The organism is Pseudomonas sp. RA_35y_Pfl2_P32, assembly GCF_963970735.1.
GTDB lineage: Bacteria > Pseudomonadota > Gammaproteobacteria > Pseudomonadales > Pseudomonadaceae > Aquipseudomonas.
The window spans coordinates 1-777 of the sequence record NZ_CAXAQF010000081.1; the positions used below are offsets into that span (position 1 = coordinate 1).

Sequence of the window (777 nt, forward strand, 5' to 3'; positions counted from 1 at the left end):
TGTTGACGATCGCATCCTGACCGCCGGTGAAGATGTCGTCCTTGGCGGTGACCACGGCAGTGCCGGTGGTGCCATTGGCCGGGATCTTGATCTCGGTGCCGTCGGTGAGCTTGAAGGTCAACTCGCCATGGTTGGCCATCGGCAGGCCAGCAGCGTTGGTCAGGGTCACGGTGTAGGTGACGGAGCCGCCTTCGGCGACGGTGGTTTTATCCACAGACAGGGTGGCAACCACTTCGGAGATAGTGTCGCCGATGGTGACCTGAGCTTTGTCGCCCAGCACCAGGTTCTCGAAGGACTTGCCGTCAACGGTGGCGTTGTCGATGCCGACTTCCACAACTTGACCGTCTTTGTAGACGTCATCACCTTGCGCCGCCAGCTCGTACGGAGTGCTGGTGGTGCCGGCTTTGATGACGACGGTATCGCCATTGCTCAGGGTCACGGTCAGGTCTTGTTTGAGGACCTGATCAACCTTGACGGTGAACTTCGGTGCAGCGTTTTCCAGTACATCGCCATTGCTTTCAATGGTGACGGTGATTTTGTCGCCGTCAGCACCTGGTTCGTCAGTCACGCTGGTAGTCAGCGTGGTATCGCCCAGGGTCAGCTTCTCGAAGTTGTTAGCTGAGACGGATTCCAGCTTGTTGACGATCGCATCCTGACCGCCAGTGAAGATGTCGTCCTTGGCGGTGACCACGGCAGTGCCGGTGGTGCCATTGGCCGGGATCTTGATCTCGGTGCCGTCGGTGAGCTTGAAGGTCAACTCGCCGTGGTTGCTCATCG

Annotated in this window: 1 protein-coding gene; it reads right to left on the reverse strand. The window is 58.8% G+C overall.

The window, feature by feature from the left end; translation table 11 throughout:
• On the reverse strand, nucleotides 1-777 hold a 777-nt coding region (locus AACY45_RS27165), incomplete at both ends, for an immunoglobulin-like domain-containing protein (RefSeq protein ID WP_339548511.1).